The following is an 18,044-nucleotide window of genomic DNA, read 5'->3' on the forward strand; positions in this document are numbered from 1 at the left end:
TTGTCTCTTTGCTCTCTCGCAGATGAATTTACAGGAGAAGCTCCCGCAAATTGCACGATGGGTTGAATGGCTGTTTTACCCCCCAAAAAACTTGGCAAAAACTCTCTTACATCAATGGACCCAATCCACCCCTTAATGCGGCTAGGCAAAGATTTACAAAAATCCATCAATTGTGAGATAGACGACATAAAGCCATCGACAATCGAATTAGCTAGATCTTCGCCCGCTTGTTCCATACCAGCCTTGGCACTCTCCGAGAGCTTTTCCTGTGTAAAAAAACTCTTCAACCATTGCCAAAAGTTGGAAAAGCTTTGTTTAACGCCCTCCCACAAATTGCCAAACCACTCGACAACAGAGGAAAGTCCTTGTTTAAACTTTTGCCAATGGGAAGAGAAGTCGAAAGCAGCAGCAATGATGTTTTTCCATTTGGTGATGGTTGCCGTATCGGAACCAAAATAAACCAAGACGTGTGCGCCAGTCATGGTAAAGCGCAACACACGTAGAGCAATGTTAAAAGCCATCAGGGCGGCAATAGTTTTGATAATGGCGCTCGTTAAAACGGGATGGTCCTTGCCCATGCCATTTTACAAAACGCGCATTTAATGGTAAAAAATAACCATAAAAACAATAAATTATCACGTATTTCTAACTAATCTCACCTCTTCCCACTTAGTACAAAACCTAATGTCAAACTACATCCAACGGAGTTTTGTATAGTATGTAGCCTTTCGGAAATTGTGGCTTATCGGCGGATTCTACATATTTTTATATTTTATTTGTTCAAAGAAGATACTGAGCACTCAAAGAACCCTCAACGCTCTATTAAAGCCTTCTCTCATTTTTGCTGTCAAAAACTCATTCGATACATAATGTAGGTAAGAACAATCAATTATCACATATCCACTCTAATTTCACCTTTTTCCACTCAATATAAAATATAAAGTATAAAGTAAATTATACACAAAAATATTTGTTATTTATTAACTTTAAAAATATAAAATATCTTATTTTTTTGAAAATGTACAATATTAAAAACACTACTATTCTTATTTATATTATATTTTTAATTTATTTTTATATAACTGTACTTGTTTAATTATACATCAATAAATATTAAAATAAATGAATATTGATATAAAATAATATGTACCATTAATAAAAAACTTATTTTTAAAATATAATTATATAAAAATACATTATGAAATAAATTTAATATTACATAATTAAACATAAATACAACTTTAAATTTGACAAAAAAAGCAAAACAAAATATCAAAGTGCTGTGTTATTAAAATAAAAGCAATATCTATTTCCACTTCTGCTTATGAAGTTAGCGGGAAAATGAATGTTGGGGGCTTTAAAAGGAGTAGACTGATGCCTAAAAAATTTCTTCTATCCTGCACAGCAATTGTGGCAGTTGTACTTTCTGGTATCAATCTTAATGCACAAGCTAAAAATCTTGAAATTTCAGAAAATAAAAAAGAAGTTTCCAACGAAACCTACGAAATTATTCACGCAAAAAAAGGTGGTCAAATTATCGGCAAGCATTTGACGATAATCGGAAACAAAAAAACAAACACCAACATAGGCACAAATGCGCACGCTATAACAGCTGAAGGTTCTAACACTGCGATTGAATTACTGGATGGTACAACCATTAAAGGAACTGGTTCTAGCATTTTCTTCGGTCTTGAAGCAAAGGATGGTGCTACACTGAAAATGACTGGGGGAACTATCACAGTTTCCAACACTGGCACTAAATTCTTGAACAGTAAGAATGCTGAAAACAAGCTAAAAGATATAATAATATCAAGTGGCAAAGGCAAAGCTCCACTAACTTTTGCAATATTTGCAGACAAAGACAGTGAAGTCACTTTAGAAAATGTAAAAGTGACTAAGGCAACGAATAGCGTTACAGCAAATAATAAATCTGAAATCACGATATTGGGAGGATCATTTGATGCCACAAAGGCAGCAATATCTGCTTACAATGGCAGTCGCGTAACTCTAACTAACAATGTTCAAACTACATCATCTCATGGCACTGGACTCCATGCAACAGATTCAGAAACCACAATCGAAATGACGGGAGGAAGCGTAATCACAGAAAAAATGGCGTTGGTTGCAGAAAACGGTGGACATATCAAGGTCACGGATGTTGCGTTAACTGCGACGAATGATAAAATCGGAACAGTTGTCGCCGGCGGTCCGAACAGCGTGATTGAATTGCATGGGAATACAACAATTAAGAATGCTGTAATCGGTCTTCATGCACAAAACAGTGGAATGATTAAAATGATCGGAGGGACCATTACAGCTTCTGCAACCGGCGCTGGTTTCTATAATAGTAAGAGCAATGGAAACAAGCTAAAAAATGTGAAAATATCGGGCAGTAACCATAAAGAGCCTAAAATCACAGGAATAGGTGCCGACAAAGAAAGCAACGTCACTTTAGAAAATGTAACAGTTACGCAGGCAAAAAGTGGCATAGTTGCAAATAATCATTCTAAAGTAACGGTTTCTGGAGGATTATTTGAGGGCAAAAACGTAGGGGTATACGCTGGAAACGGCAGCAACATTACTTTAACCAGCAATAAAAAAGGTAACGTTCAAGTTACATCAACATCATCGAATAGCAAAGGACTCTACACAAATGGTTTACATTCTACCATCACAATGACGGGAGGAACAGTAACCGGAGAATTAGCGTTGGTCGCAGAAAACGGTGGACATATTAAGGTCACGGATGTTGCTCTAACAACAAATGAACATGGGGGCAAGGTCACTGATGTTCCTATAATAGGCGCAGGAGTCAATAGCGCTAATAGTATGATTGAATTATATGGCAATACAACGATTAAGAATGCTGGTGTTGGGCTTGTGGCAAGTAACGGTGGCGTAATTAAAATGATTGGGGGGACTATTACAACTTCTAAAACTGGTGTTGGCTTCGTGAACAGTAAGAGCGCCGAAAGTAAACTAGAAAATGTAATAATATCAACCGGTAAAGATAAAAATTCAGGCAAAGGAATTCTTCTAGAGAAAGAAAGTGGTCTCACTTTAAAAAATGTAAAAGTGACTCAAACAGGCAACAGCGTAATTGCAAATAATCGTTCTAACATAACAATCTCTGGAGGATCATTTGATTCAAGCTATGCAACAATATGTGCTCAAAACGGTAGCAGTATCACCTTAACGGACAATGCTCAAATTACGTCACATGATGAAGCAGGCCTCTATGCACGAGACTCAAAATCCACAATTACAATGACAACAGGAAACGTGACAGGAAAATATACAGCCTTAGAAGCAGACATAGGTGGCCATATTACGGTTACAAATGTTGCTTTAAAAGCAACTAATAATGGCAGTGGTGTAGCTGCTGGTGCAGCTGCCTCTGGCTCTAACAGTGTGATTGAATTGCTTGGCAATACAACGATCAGTGACGTTAAAATCGGAATTGATGCGCAAAACGATAGCACAATCAAAATGATCGGAGGAACCATTACTGCTTCCGAAGCAGGCGTTCACTTGTTAAAAAACAAGAGCAATAACAAACTGAAAGATGTAACGATATTAAATCGTAAGGATAATGCACTACTAATCAATGCAATAATTGCAAGAAGAAGTGCCATTACTTTAGAAAATGTAACCGTTCCGCAAGCAATCAATAGCATAATTTCAGATAATGGTTCTCAAATAACAGTTTCTGGAGGATCATTTAACGCAAAAGGTGCAGCAGTATCTGCTATAAACGGCAGTACTATTACTTTAACTGACAATGCTCAAATTACATCATCTGATGACAGTGGGCTCTATGCAAAAGATTCAAAATCCACCATCACCATAACGGGAGGAACAGTACAAGGTAAAACTACTGCATTATTTGCCGGAAACGGCGGACATATTAAAGCCACGAATGTTACTCTAATAACAGCAGATAATAACGGATTCGGTGCGGAAAGCCAAGATGTTGGCAGTTTAGTTGAATTATATGGCCATACAACGATTAAAAATGCTGAGATCGGACTTTATTCAGAAAATGGCAGCACAATCAAAATGAGTGGAGGGACAATAATTGCCGAAAATAGTGCATTTGTTGTAAATAATAATGGACATATTGATGTAACAAATGTTTCTGCCACAGCAGAAGATAGAGGTATCGCATTTGAAAAGTCTAAGAACAATAGAACATCAGAAATCAATTTAACCAATACAAAACTTCATATTAAAAACGGTACTGGAATTAATGCAAATGAATCAATTGGTAAAGCCAATCTCAAAAATTCAGAAATCCGTGCCAATGTTTTATTAGTAACCGAAGCTTCAACGAAAAAAAATGATTTCACTTTTACACTAAACGCCGATCGCTCCATCTTAGACGGCAAAGTGAGCACTGAAAAAAAATTCAAAACAGTCTTTGATTTGCAAAACAATACGAAATGGACATTGAAAACAAGCACAAATAAAAAAAGCCAGAACAAAAAACTGCTTGATATTGCTCAAAGAGCACGTTCTGATATTTCTGTCCTTAACATCAATAACAGCTCTATTGTTTTTGAAGAGCCAACTGAAAATCATTATCACACGTTGCACATAGGATCTGGCAGACCAAATACTAAAAAAGTCTACAATGCTACAGGAAAAGCAGAAATTCATTTCAACGTCGAATGGAGTGATAGTGCTGCCATAAACAAACAAAAAGCTGACCATCTTCTGATTCACGGTGATGTTTCAGGGACTACACTGGTTTATATCACTGGACATTTAGAAAAGAACAATATTAAAGCAGATGCTTCTGCTCTTACCAGTGCACGTGGTCTTTCACTCATTCAAGTTTCTGGGAAAGTAAATCAAAACTCTTTCAAACTTGCACAGGACTATATCACAATAAGTGGTTCACCTTATAAATATATACTGAAAGCTTATGGACCACAATCAAACCACAGTAAAACAAATGCTGAACAAAACCTTTTAGGAGAAAATAAAAATTTCTGGGATTTTCGCTTACAACCAGTACTGCTTGATAGCGACTCAAAAGTAAAAACCATCGTGCCATAAATACAAGCTATTTTATCATGCCATGTGCTCTCTTGTATGCTGGATTGACCGATATGGATAAGCAAAGTGCAACTGTTAGCCAATATGCGACATCTGTCTTAAGGAAAGAATAAGACAAACGGAATGGCTTTTTCTTATACGCCTATAGAGAAACAGGAAGCTTATTTTCTGATAAGTAGTGCTCCTAGTAAATATGGTTATAGCAGTGCTCATCTTCACTATGCTGTTCTACAAGGAGCTATTAACCTTGTCGCGCAGAAGGGAAAAATATCTACAACACATTTGGGTCTTGTCCGAACCTACGGGCAACTCTCTTTCACCCCCAAAGATATGCAAGACAGCAAGTAAGAGCATATTGAATAAATAGTCATTTCAACTCACCGCCGCCTATGGCAGTAAACAGCGTGACAATGGTTTCTATCTTGATACGCTTTTATCCTATGGGATAATAAAGGGAGATATCACCAATGCTCTCATTGGTAAAACTGCAAAATTGAAAAACGCCAAAATGTTGAGTATCTCCACCACTGTTGGCAAACAATTTGCAACGGGTATTCAAGCCGTAACATTCGAACCGCAGGCACAGCTTGCCTATCAACATTTGATGTTTGATACCATTAAAGATGCTGATAATCTGACCATTGAGATGCAAAATCCTTCTCAATGGATAATCCCGTGTTGGTGGACGTTTGACAAAAACCATTGCCACTGAAAACAGCCGTCCTATGTCTTTCTATGGAAAAGTAAACTTAATCAAAACCTTTGGTGATGATCAGACATTCCATATTGATAAGTATTATAAATGTGACCCCTCGGGAAGTTCCGTTGAAGGTGGGCTTGGTATTAGTGCATAATTGTCCGCTAACCTCTCCCTTCATGGTGATGTCAGCTATCAACAAAAGCTTCAAAAAACTGGTATAAGTGGTGCAAGCTTTTCAGGAGGAATACTCTATCAGTTTTAAATCAAAACTGTAAAAATAGCCTATTCAATTTAACAAAAAGGCAGCATATTGCTGCCTTTTTGGTTTATTATAAGCTGTTTTTAAGCGCTTTTTTAAATAGAGAACAGCGAAATATTTGAAGACATTCATTGACCATTGGATGTTTTTTACAAAAAATTCTTTTTATAAAGAATAAAATTGTAAAAAAGAGAACAACCAAAAACAAAATGATATTGTAAAATAATGAGAAGCTTTTCTAGAAAATACAACATTACTATCTTTTGTTATTTCTCACGAATTTAATGCTTAAAATGGTAAAATAACACTTTTGAACATAAAATGATAAGTAAAAAATAATGCAATAATATCAAACAAAGGGATGTATGTTATAAGTCACTCATATATTTCAAAATGGAAGTTCTAATAGGATTTAAAATATTACAGCTCAAACACTACCCAGAAAATTCATACTGAAAAAATCCTATTATCCCCTTCCCTCTTAACAATGCCGCCAAACATCTCCAGAAACTTCAAAACAAATAAAATTACATTTTCTCTTCTGTAAAATTGATCATGCTCTTTGCTCTCTATGGACAATAGGCTCTATACTTGCTTCAAAAAACTCCTTTGTATAATCGTGTTGCGCATGTAAATTACGCAATTCATCATTGCTAAGCTCTTCAAGAATAATCCCTTTATGCATAATTCCAACACGTTCACAAATATGTGCAACAACAGCAAGATCATGGGATACCATTAAATAAGTAAGCTTTTTTCTCACGCGCAGTGATTTCAACAAGTTTAAAATTTCAGCCTGTACCGACACATCCAATGCAGATGTTGGCTCATCAAGCAACAACACCTCTGGCTCAATAATTAAAGCACGTGCAAGAGCAATACGCTGACGCTGCCCTCCAGACAACTCATGAGGATAACGATAAAGAAATGAAGAATCTAAACCAACGGAATCTAAAGCATCCTCCACCCGCTCTCTTTGATTATCCATTCCATGGATTTTGAGCGATTCAGAAAGAACCGTATGGACCATTTTTCTTGGATGCAGCGAAGCATAAGGATCTTGAAAAACCATTTGAATACAGCGTAAAAAATCCTTACTTCTTTTCTTTTCAACTTCTTGTCCAGCAAAAAGGAATTTTCCACTATAATCTGGAATAAGCCCCACCAATGTATTCAAAATAGTTGACTTTCCACATCCGGATTCACCAATCAAACCATAAGCTTCACCACGTTTAATATGAAAATTAACATTTTTAACAACTGTTACTGCCTTATGCCTGTGCCCAAAAGTTACAGATAAATTAGAAACATCAATAATATTCTCACAATTTGTCATGAGGAACCTCCTCAACGCCATTAACAATCGTAGGATTATACAACCAATCAGGATCACGCTCAGGAACAGCCAAAATATCAACTGGATTATCAAGCCGTGGCAAACTCGCGAGCAACGCCTTTGTATAAGGATGACAAGCGTGAGACAAATTAGAAGCAGGCAACTCTTCTAAGACACGGCCCGCATACATCACCAAAATACGATCACAAAAATCAGCAATCATATTTAAATCATGACTAATGAAAATAAGTCCGGTTCCAGATTTTGTCACAAGTTCATCTAATACAGATAAAACTTGTCGTCTGACCGTAATATCAAGTGCAGATGTTGGCTCATCAGCAATAATTAAATCAGGTTTTGGAATGAGCATCATTGCAATCATCACGCGCTGCCCCATCCCCCCAGATATTTCATGAGGAAAGAGACGCATCACATGTTCAGGATCACGAATATGAACAGATTCTAACATAGATATGGTGCGCTCCCTCGCTTCAGCTTTTGAAACACGGTAATGAATACGGTAAGCCTCCATAATCTGTTCCCCGATCCGTATTAATGGATTAAGTGAATATTTGGGATCCTGTAAAATCATTGAAATACGTTTCCCACGGATTTTTCGCATCTGAGGTTCACTTGTGGCCAATAAATCAACATCCTCAAAGCGCATTTTTTTAGCTTTAACAATGGCTGCTTTTGGACTCAACCTTAGTATTGCGCGCCCAGTCATCGATTTTCCAGATCCGGATTCACCAACAATTCCAATTTTTTCTTTTCCAACAGAAAAACTAACGCCACGCACAACTTCTGAAATGCCGCGCGTTGTAGGAAAAGAAATACGTAAATCTTCTACTTCTAATAATTTATTACCCATTGCGTGGATCCAATACATCACGAAGACCATCACCTAAAAGGTTGAAAGCAAGACTTGCAAATAATATTGCACAGCCTGGTATTGCCGCCAACCACCAATTTGTCATCATAAATTCCCGCCCTGAAGAAAGCATCGCACCCCATTCAGGACTTGGAAGTTGAGCTCCCAACCCTAAAAAACCAAGACCAGCAGCCGTTAAAATAATTCCAGACATATCCAAAGTTAATCGTACAATCACTGAAGGAATACACATGGGCGCAACATGAAACAAAATAATTCGCCAAGCAGAGGCCCCTTGCAAGCGAACTACAGAAACATAATCAGAAGAACGTATTGTCAAAGTCTCAGCACGTGCTAAACGTGCAATTGGTGGCCATGCTGCAATTGAAATTGCAATAGAAGCATTTTCAATCCCTGGTCCCAATGCGGCTGAAAATGCAAGAGCTAAAATCAAACCTGGAAAAGCAAGAAAAATATCGACAATGCGCATGAGCACAGTATCAACCCATCCGCCCATATAACCAGATACAGTTCCAACAATAAGCCCTATTGGACCTACAATAACTGTTGTAAGAAAAACAACATAAAGAGTAATACGGGAACCAAAAACAAGGCGACTAAAAATATCACGTCCCAATTCATCTGTTCCAAAATAATGCGCCATAGAGGGTGGCTGCAACCGATGCCCTAGATCATTGCTAAGAAAATCATGCGTAGCAATCCAAGGAGCAAAAAATGCACATATGATAATAATACAAATAATAAGCAGACCGAATACAGCCGAAAAGTTATGAAAAAACTTAGCCAGTGCGTGATAAATTCTTTGTATGTTCGCTTGAATTATGGAGTTTGGAACAGGATCGTTTAACCAACTACCTAAAGAAGATGATGATTGCGATTTATGATGATTACTTACTGTCATATTCAACGTGTCCTTGGATCAAAAATGCGATAAAGCAAATCAGAAAATAAATTAATGGCGACAAAGATAAATCCTACAAGTAAAGTACATCCTACAACTGCATTCATATCTCCGGCTAAAAGAGCATTTGTCAAGTAATGTCCAAAACCAGGCCAAGCAAAAACTGTCTCCGTTAAAACAGCCCCTTCTAATAAAAAAGCATAAGAAAGTGCAACAACAGTAATAATTTGAACAGCAGCATTTCGAAAGGCATGCCCCCAAACGGTTCGCGCCCACGATAATCCCTTTACACGTGCAGTAATGATATATTCCTGATTAAGCTGCTCAATCATAAACCCACGAGTCATACGGCTAATATAAGCCATAGCACCGAAAGCCAAGATCAAAGCAGGCATAATAACGTGACTAAAAACATTACCAAAAGCCTCCCATTGTCCTTGGCTTGCAGTATCCCAAAGGAAAAATCCTGTTTTTGGTTCAAAAGAATATTCATAAAGAAAATCAAGTCGTCCTGGGCCACCAACCCAGCCAAGCTTGGCGTAAAATATTAACAACGCCATTAATCCGAGCCAAAATGTTGGAGTAGAATAACTTACAAGTGTAAAAACACGGACAACATAATCAATAAATGAATCGCGATACATTGCTGCAAAAACACCAAATGGAATTCCAAGACTTGTGCCAATAACAATAGCAACGGTTGCAAGCTCTAATGTTGCAGGAAACACACGCATAATATCCGCTAGAACAGGTCGCCCAGAAGTTAAAGCATCTCCAAAATCAAACAAAAATACATTATGAAGATACTTCCAATATTGGACAATCAACGGCTTATCAAGACCCAGCTTATAATACATTGCATCATAAGCTTCCTGACTGATATTATCACCAAGAATAGACAGAACCGGATCTAGAGGAAGAAGATGACCAAGAAAAAAAGTGATCGTCACCAACCCAAGCAATGTGATAAAAACTGAAATAAGAAGTTTCAATCCTTTGCATAAAAAATCCCATAAAAATAATTTTTTCTGCTTTTCTGATACAGCTCTTTCAGTCTCTGAAAGTGGCAAAACCATTATAAAAATCCCCTCTGTAGCGACAAAACATAAAGCAAATACCTTTTTATATAACAAAACAATCTCTTATTAAGCATGTTCTACAATCCTTTTCTATAACATGCTTCTTTTTATTTTTCTGCTTCATTGTAATAAAGTCTATAACTGTTCCAAATCCATTTTTTGACATCAGGTCCCATACCAACGGTATAATATGTCTGAAATAAATAAACCATAGGACCATGCTCTAGCACATAATGCTGTAAAGTACGATATCGCACAATGCGCTTATTGGGATCTTGCTCAAACAAAGCATCCATCACCATGTTATTAATATTTTCATCATAATACCCAGCGCGCCAAGCTAAATACATATTGTGCTTTTTTGTAAATGTTGGATCAGGGTTAAACACGTGATTTAATGAAGCAGGATGTCCATCAGGATCGGCACTCCCCCACCCCATAATAGCAGTATCATAATTTCCACCACGTACACGGCTCAACAATTGATTTTGTGCCATTTTTTCAATTGTAAGCTCAACACCAATTTTGCGTGCATTGGCTTGAATAGACTGTGCAACAGACGACATATAACTAAGGCTTCCAACTAAAAGATTAGCTTTAAACCCATTAGGATAACCAGCTTCAGTAATCAGTTGTTTTGCTTTTTTCAAATCCAACTGAAAAGGCAAACCTTCTTTTTCATCTAAAGCACCTGGAACACCTAAAGACATATAAATTGCCCGTGGAATAGCAATCCCTTTCAAAACAGTTTTTCCAAGACCTTCATAATCAACCAAATAACGAAGTGCCAATCTGACCTTTTCATTCGCAAAAATTGCATTCTTATTATTTAACGATAGGTAAATAATCTGCGGACGCAAAACACGACTAATTTTGACTGGGCCTCCTTTTTTTTCAAGATCTAAAATATCCTCTGAAGAAAGATCACGCACTATATCCACATCGCCTTTTTCCAAAAGAAGTCTTTGACTTGATGAATCCGCTACATGCTGCACAACAATCTGCTTAATTTTAGGCACATCGCCCCAATAATGTTGTGTCGCCTCTAACACAACTTTATCTCCTGGAGACCAGCTCACCAATTTATAAGGTCCAACACAAGCTGTATGTGTTGCTAAATATTTATTCCCCATATCACCGTTAATACTCTGTGCTTCAATTGTTTTCCGATCAAGCAAAGCAGAAGCATAAGATTGTCCAATAACAGTCAATATGAGCTGAATAGGATAGGGTTTATCTAATTTTAATTGTAAAGTCTTATCATCAAGAGCCTGAATATTTGTTTCAATATTGTTTTTGGTAAACCCATAATCCATTAAAGATTGAGCATAGCTTAATCCTAATTTAATAATCCGTCGCATCGACCATACCAGATCTTGCGCTGTAGCCATCCTTCCATCATTAAACTTTAAATCATCACGAAGATGAAAGACTATTCTTTTGCCATTATCTAAAACGTCCCAAGATTTTGCCATAGCAGGGCGAATTTTTGTAGGATCATGCTCATCATATTTCACTAACGCGCTGCAAATATTCGTCAATAACTCACTCGTCACAACCTCAACAGTTTGCGCTGGATCAAAACTACTAATTGAATCAATATTCCATGCCATTACCAATATATCTTTAGATGAGGCACTGAATGCCGATGTTACAGCCCCATTAAAAAAAACGATTGAGCTTAATAAAATAGAAAATTTTTTCAATATTCTTTGTTTTCCCATTTTATCTCTTCCTTTTGTATTCTTCTACCTTTTCACACAAAGTGATTGTGATTTTGCTTAAATAGCATAGCATTAGACATCAATTTCATTTAATCAAACTAAGCACCTATAAAATAATTTTCTTATACATCAGTCTATATTCGGGATGCAGAGAATCTATAACCATAAACAAAGATCCTCCCCAATATAACTTTCTATATTCATCGCTCCCTATAAACGATCTTAATTATATACTGCTACTACACAAACATCCCTCACAGTTTCGTCCTTAAAAAACTGAAGAGCTTTATATGGGAGAATACTTTCATCATGCAATTATGATTAAGCTCTTTTTAGCTTTGATAACACTAAAAAGACACACTTATTTTTCAATTTTACTATAAAAAATACGCGGCGCACTATTCCAAACCCACTTTTTGATATCAGGCGTCATCGCGACAACGCTATATTGTTGAAAGATAAACGCATAAGGTCCTTTTTGCATCAATTCACGTTGTAAATCAGCATAGAGTTGTGCCCGTTTTTGCGGATCTTTTTGAAATAACGCCTCTTCAACTTTTTGATTCATATTGGCATCAAAATACCCATGCTGCCAACTAGGATAGGCTGTATTTCTAGCCTCAAAACGATTATCTGGATTGAAAATAAGACGTGAAGCCATTGTATGAGGATCCACAGAATCATTATTCCATCCGATAAAAGCCGTATCAAAAGCCCGTGCATTAACTTTTGAAAACAACTGTGTACCTGCTACACGTTCAATTTTAAGACGCACGCCCGCCTGTGCAGCACTATCCTGGAGTGACTGAGCAAGTAACAAAGTATAAGGAGTGTTTGACACGAGAAAATTTGCCTCAAATCCGTTCGGATAACCAGCCTCTGCTAAAAGCTGTTTTGCTTTTTGAATATCAAGTTTAAAGGGTTGCCCCTCTTTTTCATCCAAAGCCCCAACATTGCCAAGAGGAATAAAACTTGCCCGTGGGATACCAATCCCTTTGAGAAGCTTCTTGCCAAGACCTTCATAATCTATGAGATAACGCATCGCCAAACGCACTTTTTCCTTAGCAAAAATAGGATTTGTCATGTTAAATCCCCAGTACATCATAGATGGTTCTAACACTTCTTCGATTTTAACATCTGTTGTTTTTTGCAGATCTGCAAGATCTTCAGGTGTCAAATCACGAGCAACATCAATATCGTGCTTTTGCAACAACAAACGTTGTGTTCCGGGCTCTGCAACATGGCGAATTAAAATCTGCTTCAGTTTAGGCGCTTGTCCCCAATAGTGAGAGCTTGCACGCAACAAAAGAGCTTCTCCAGGACGCCAACTTTTTAACTGATAAGGACCAACACAAGCAGCATGGCTTTTCAAATACTGATTTCCAAAATCGCCATCTTTTTCGTGTTTCATAATCGTCTTACGATCAAGCAAAGCTGTTGCACGACTCGCAACAATATTATTAAGAATGAGCTCTGCTGGATAAGGTTTATCAAATTTCATCACAACCGTTTTCTCATCGGGAGCTTGCAAAGCATCATCAACATTTTGCTCTGTAATTCCATATTCATTAAAAATTGCCGCATTACCCATCTTCAATTTGACAATCCGCTTCATACCCCAAACAAGATCATTGGCATTGGCTGATCGACCATCATTAAACTTCAAACCATCACGTAAATGAAAAGTAATCACCGTACTGTGATCATCACCTGAAACATCCCAATGTGTTGCTAAAGCGGGAACCATTTTAGCAGGATCATCTGTCGCAGTACTGACCAAATTATCACAAATATTGTAAATAATTTCACTTCCATAAACATCATTAAGTTGTGCGGGATCAAACGTACTGATTGCATCAAGATTCCAAGCCATCACAAGGGTATTAGCCGGTGTTTTTGCTGAAACTTGTTGTGCAACCATTGCCAATGCCATAAGAGCAGAAACAAGAGAGCTGCTACTTTTCAATATTGTTTTCTTCAAGTTCATAAACTTTTCCCTTTATTTATTTTTATCAATTAATGACGCTGAAATAATATAGCAAATTTATAATTATAACATTGAATAAATACGTTCTAATCGCCTATATTTTTAATCACCTACACAGAGTCATCTACTTGATAAATTCATTGACTTACGTCTCAATAAACCATAACGAACATGCAATATATGTTTTGCTAACCAGTATTACATTCTTTTCATAACCTCTTTGCATATGATAATGCACTATATCAGTTCTCTATTAATCATCAATAAGCCTTGTCGCCCCAAAAATAGTGAGCTTTAAAAAAATCATTACGCAAAAATTTATGAATTCATTATTCTATTCCTTTAGGCGACATTTAAAATAAAATATGCAAACTTTAAAAATAGTCATCCCCCTCAAACACTGTTTCAAGATACGGCGCATCTTTACTACATGACCAAAACGACACTGAAACAGCAGAAAGACATAAGAAAATATCTTTTCTAAAACGCTACCCCCCACAAAAATCTGCTTAATCTTTTGAAAACTAAGTGTCAAAAGTTTTACGTTTTTACCAACAAAACCAAACGCGTTAACAAAAATAAAGGAAAAATGAGAAGAAGCATTCCTTCCACGCTTTATCTTTTGAGAAATAAAGCTTACAATAAAAGAATATACACTAAAATGCATTCTCTCATTGATAAAAATAAAATTCATTAGACGTTTCCCCCCTAAAGACATAACGAATATAAACCCTTCTAAACTTTGGCGTGCATCATTGCTTTACCACTATAAAAATAGAATAGAAAACAACATATCGCAACAGAACTCTCGTTTCCAGCGGAAACATACAGAGATTCAACGAAGCAATGTAGTGGATACAAGCCTGCATGAGCTTAATCATCTTCCAAAAAATTGGAGCGCACACGCGGCAAGATCACTCTACTAATAGAGGAAAGCTATCAGATAATAAAACCCAACACAAGCAGCTTGAGTCATTTAACTTCAATTTTTCATCGCTGCATTTCATTTTATATTGCCTAGGTAAGCATTGGGCAATCAACCTACATATAAATAAATCAACAGTCATACAAGCAAAGAAAAACAATGCAACAACAGCACCCCATCTAACAACCACTTTGCATTCGTCAACAAACATGAATAAAATATTCATTAATTATAACAGTCATGTTATTAACGGAAATAAAAAAACTCTTCTGAACCATTACAAATACCAAAGACTGTTTCATAACACTGAGAGCTAGTAAATGTGTGATGGTGCCGATCTTCTCCTTCATAAGCGTAAAGATGGAGTGCACGATGGATTTACTGTCATAGTATTCATGAGCTGCGTCGCAAAATGGGCCTTGGTGTAACTAGATGTTTCTTTAAAACATACAAGACATCACCATGATCTAACTTCAGATACATAACAGTTAAGATATCACTCCTTTTTGCGTCTGTTTTTTCATCCTCAAAATTATACCTTTATCGTTTTTAGTGCCAACAACAATAGAAAATTATTACTATTGTATAGTTTGTATATTTCAATTATCTTATACAGCAGAATTGTATAACTTATATATTTGTTAAATAATTCAATTATTATCCTATTAATCATTACTCTTACAAAAGAAAGTTTGCCAATTTATCGACAAAAACATCCTTCAAGATGATCATTAACAATTCCTACGGACTGCATAAAAGCATAACAAATTGTGGGGCCAACGAATGTCCAACCACGTTTCTTCAAGTCTTGAGAAAGACGAAGAGAAGCAGGTGTCATAGGGTTAGCTAACAGTGTTTGAAAATCTATTTTTTCATAACGCTCCAATTGTGGTGGTTGAAAAGACCAAAAATAGTGGGACAAACTCCCCCACTCTGTTATAATTTCTTGTGCTCTCAATGCATTATTAAGCACTGATTGAATTTTTCCTTGATGGCGAACAATGTCTTTATTCTGCATTAACATTTGCACCTTCAGCTCATCATAATGAGCAATCTTTTCAAAGTCAAAGTGATCAAATGCAACGCGAAAAAAAGAGCGTTTTTTTAAAATTGTAAACCAAGAAAGCCCCGCTTGGAAACCTTCAAGACAAATTTTCTCAAACAAACGAATATCCTCAAAAATAGGCTTTCCCCATTCGGTATCATGATAAGCACAATAAAGTGGATCCGTTCCAGCCCATGCGCAACGAACTTTTTCATCCACTCCCTTAAGAAGACCTTCCGCAAGCATGGCATTAACCGTATTAAAAGAGAGTTCCTTGATCATCGCTTGGCGACTTTATCTGCTTGTGTTTTGACCGTTTAGAAAAAACAGGTTCTTGTGTTGCAACACTGATATCTCCATCAAAAAAGCGTAAATTTATTTGCCCTGTTTCAGGAAACTGAACCAATCGTTTAATGGGCTTATGATCTTTCCCCAAAGCCAAAACAAAACCGCGCTCCAAAATATTCTGATATGAAGTGCTTCTTAAAAGCCTAGATACTACCTCTAACCCAGCACGTTGTTTTTCCACACTACGCACAAAAGCACGCTGAAGACGTGCCGTATATTCCTTTGTATTGCGTTGTGCTTTTTCAATATTTAACAAACGCGGTGAAAAACGCACACCAAGTGCATGAAAAGAAAAACGTTTTTTATCGTAGCTTACACAAAGAGCACGCTGCAATCGACTTGAAGTTTCATCTAAACCACGCCGTGGTAAAGCAAAAAGTTGATCGGCAGTCGGAAGAGCTCGTAGAGTAGCACGCAATTTTTGTCGATAAAAATCCAAATAACGCGCGAGTCCCTTGCGCAAACGTGCATCAAGCGATGCCACCAGCACCTCGAGATCAAGCTTAACAGGAACAGCCCGTTCTGCTGCGGCGGTAGGAGTTGGAGCGCGCCAATCAGCCACATAATCAATCAAGGTCCAGTCCGTTTCATGCCCAACAGCAGAAATAACAGGAAGAGAAGATTCATAAACAGCACGAACAACAGCTTCGTCATTAAACCCCCACAAATCTTCTAAACTTCCTCCTCCCCGTGCAACAATAATAAGATCAGGTTTTGGAATAAGTCCACCTGGACCAAGAGCATTAAAACCTTCAACAGCAACAGCCACTTCCCTCCCACTTGTTTCCCCCTGAACACGTACAGGCCAAACCAAAATATGCAACGGAAAACGATCGGATATACGATGAATAATATCACGAATAACAGCACCTGTTGGTGATGTTACAACGCCTAAAATTCGAGGCATATAAGGCAAAGTTTTTTTCTTTTCTTCATCAAACAAGCCTTCTTCTAAAAACTTTTTCTTACGATTTTCAAGAAGTGTCATCAAAGCACCAACCCCCGTTGGTTCAAGAGCCTCAATGACAATTTGATATTTCGATGACCCTGGATAAGTTGTAAGTTTACCAACAGCAACTACTTCCATCCCTTCTTCAGGAGGGAATTTGAGCTTTTCCATAACTCCACGCCAAATAACAGCCTCCAACCGTGCCTTATCATCTTTTAAAGCAAAATAAGCATGTCCCGAAGCATGAGTACCACGGTACCCTGATATCTCCCCACGCACCCGTACATAACCAAACTTTTCTTCAACAACACGCTTTAGAGCCCCTGCTATTTCGGAAACAGTGAATTCTGCCACATTTGTTACACCTGTTTTTTCACTAAACAAACTTACCATTTTTCAATTCTTTACGCCCGTTTCTGTGAATCTTTTTGAAACAACACATCTTTAAACTTTTGATTTATAGCTTCATCAAAATACCCATAACACCGGCTAGAACAGCTTATATTTTTAATTTCAAATCGATTATCAGGGTTGTAAAAAAACTTGAAGCCGTTGTATGGGGATGTCTAGAGTCATTATTTCATCCGAAAATTGTATCAATAGAAGCTAAAATATTCAATCCTAACATCCAAACAAACACATCTTCTATAAGAATTCCTGAAATAAAATTCTCTACACAACATAGTAATCCATTCCCGATAGAATTCAATGTATTGCAAAGTATTAAAGAGCTTTGCAATACATCAAATATATCATGACCCTGTTTTTTATATTTTATAAACTTGATACCTTCTTATTTTTCAATTGCACTATAAAAAATACGTGGTGCACTATTCCA

Annotated in this window: 8 protein-coding genes and 3 pseudogenes; 2 read left to right on the forward strand and 9 right to left on the reverse strand. The window is 37.0% G+C overall.

Annotation, left to right across the window (positions count from 1 at the left end; translation table 11 throughout):
• Positions 1–578 (reverse strand): annotated as a pseudogene (locus tag ACFINY_RS07320) (phage tail tape measure protein); the annotation flags it as partial.
• A gap of 1,534 nt (positions 579–2,112) precedes the next feature.
• Here ACFINY_RS07320 and ACFINY_RS10000 point away from each other — a divergent pair.
• Together ACFINY_RS10000 and ACFINY_RS10005 are read left to right on the forward strand one after the other, a co-directional pair.
• Positions 2,113–2,586: pseudogene (locus ACFINY_RS10000) on the forward strand (NosD domain-containing protein); the annotation flags it as partial.
• Between the two features lie 2,082 nt (positions 2,587–4,668).
• Positions 4,669–6,023, forward strand: a pseudogene (locus ACFINY_RS10005) (autotransporter outer membrane beta-barrel domain-containing protein); the annotation flags it as partial.
• Between the two features lie 550 nt (positions 6,024–6,573).
• On the opposite strand, the gene ACFINY_RS07330 reads toward ACFINY_RS10005, so the two are convergent.
• From ACFINY_RS07330 to xseA, 8 genes are all read right to left on the reverse strand, one after another.
• Complete coding sequence (locus ACFINY_RS07330) at positions 6,574–7,356, reverse strand: ABC transporter ATP-binding protein (RefSeq protein ID WP_273790734.1); 783 nt, start codon at positions 7,354–7,356, stop codon at positions 6,574–6,576.
• A complete protein-coding gene (locus ACFINY_RS07335) occupies positions 7,343–8,227 on the reverse strand; it encodes an ABC transporter ATP-binding protein (protein ID WP_375647233.1) in 885 nt (294 codons plus the stop codon). Before ACFINY_RS07335 ends, ACFINY_RS07330 begins: the two co-directional genes overlap by 14 nt.
• Entirely contained in the window at positions 8,220–9,149 is a 930-nt protein-coding gene (locus ACFINY_RS07340) for an ABC transporter permease (protein WP_273790732.1), read from the reverse strand. The genes ACFINY_RS07335 and ACFINY_RS07340 overlap by 8 nt, the downstream gene beginning before the upstream one ends.
• Before the next feature lie 2 nt (positions 9,150–9,151).
• A complete protein-coding gene (locus tag ACFINY_RS07345) occupies positions 9,152–10,225 on the reverse strand; it encodes an ABC transporter permease (RefSeq protein WP_375613823.1) in 1,074 nt (357 codons plus the stop codon).
• A gap of 110 nt (positions 10,226–10,335) precedes the next feature.
• Entirely contained in the window at positions 10,336–11,952 is a 1,617-nt protein-coding gene (locus ACFINY_RS07350) for an ABC transporter substrate-binding protein (protein WP_375647229.1), read from the reverse strand.
• Between the two features lie 361 nt (positions 11,953–12,313).
• Positions 12,314–13,939, reverse strand: a complete 1,626-nt coding sequence (locus ACFINY_RS07355; protein WP_375700957.1) for an ABC transporter substrate-binding protein — start codon at positions 13,937–13,939, stop codon at positions 12,314–12,316.
• A 1,625-nt stretch (positions 13,940–15,564) separates the two neighbouring features.
• Positions 15,565–16,191 carry a DNA-3-methyladenine glycosylase I gene (locus ACFINY_RS07360; protein WP_375612273.1) on the reverse strand — a complete coding sequence of 209 codons (627 nt, stop codon included), beginning with the start codon at positions 16,189–16,191 and terminating at the stop codon, positions 15,565–15,567.
• Positions 16,169–17,599 carry an exodeoxyribonuclease VII large subunit gene (xseA, locus tag ACFINY_RS07365; RefSeq protein ID WP_375612272.1) on the reverse strand — a complete coding sequence of 477 codons (1,431 nt, stop codon included), beginning with the start codon at positions 17,597–17,599 and terminating at the stop codon, positions 16,169–16,171. The genes ACFINY_RS07360 and xseA overlap by 23 nt, the downstream gene beginning before the upstream one ends.
• Positions 17,600–18,044 lie beyond the last annotated feature (445 nt).

This window comes from Bartonella sp. AA23NXGY, from assembly GCF_042197165.1.
In the GTDB taxonomy this organism is placed as follows: domain Bacteria; phylum Pseudomonadota; class Alphaproteobacteria; order Rhizobiales; family Rhizobiaceae; genus Bartonella.